The organism is Ruegeria sp. BHSB056 (genome assembly GCF_059613305.1).
Window position 1 is genome coordinate 1 of record NZ_JBXWSG010000197.1, and the last position, 1,053, is coordinate 1,053.

The window sequence follows — 1,053 nt, forward strand, 5'->3', positions numbered from 1 at the left end:
CTGCGGCGCTGTGGTTCACGCTGCCGGACGGGTCGAACATGTGGCTGATGCTGTCGGCCTTCGGTCTGGGCTTCGTGGGGGCGGAATACGCGCTGATCTTCATCAACTCGCAATTGCCCGATCTGGGTGATGACAACGAGGTGGGCGAGATCTCGGGCTCGGGCTTTGCCTTCGGCTATTTCGGCGGGCTGATTTCCCTGGCGATCATGCTGGCGCTGTTCGTCGAGCAGCCCAACGGCAAGACGCTGATCGGGATGGAGCCGCTGTTCGGGCTGGACGCCGGCGCGCGCGAGGGCACGCGCTTTGTGGGGCCGTTCACCGCCGGGTGGTTCATCCTGTTCATGGTCCCGTATTTCCTGTGGGTTCGCGACGATCCGGCAGCCGACAAAAAGGGCAGCGTATCCGAAGCGCTGCGCCTGCTGGGAAAATCCGTGGCCGCTCTGCGGTACCGGGTCAGCCTGGCCAGCTATCTGGGGTCATCGATGTTCTACCGGGATGCGCTGAACGGGCTGTACAGTTTCGGCGGCGTCTATGCGCGGCTGGTGCTGGAGTGGGACGTGATCAAGATCGGCATCTTCGGCATCATCAGCGTGCTGGCTTCGGCGGTATTCGCCTGGATCGGCGGTAAGCTGGACCGGAAATTCGGCCCCAAGCCGGTGATCCTGACTGCGATCTGGGTCTTGATCCTGGTTTGCACCACCATCGTGTCGATGGACCGGTCGCAGATCTTCGGCATCGCCCTGCCCCAAGGGTCGGGCCTGCCGGACATTGTGTTCTTTGGCTGCGGCATCCTGATCGGCGGGATGGGTGGCATTCTGCAATCGGCCAGCCGGTCGTTGATGGTGCGCCACACCGACCCGACGGCCCCGGTCGAGAGCTTTGGTCTTTATGGTCTGTCGGGCCGCGCCACCGCTTTTGCGGCGCCATTGTTGATCGGAATTGCAACATCCGCGACCGGCAGTGCGCGGTTGGGGGTGTCTCCGATCGTCGGGTTGTTTATTCTGGGATTGTTCCTAATGCGCTGGGTCAAACCGGAAGGGGATCAGAGCAGAT

General features: G+C 62.6%; 1 protein-coding gene. It reads left to right on the plus strand.

What is annotated here, in order from left to right:
- A partial coding sequence (locus AC2FND_RS20290) for an MFS transporter (protein ID WP_496771500.1) occupies positions 1 to 1,053 on the plus strand: 1,053 nt, incomplete at both ends.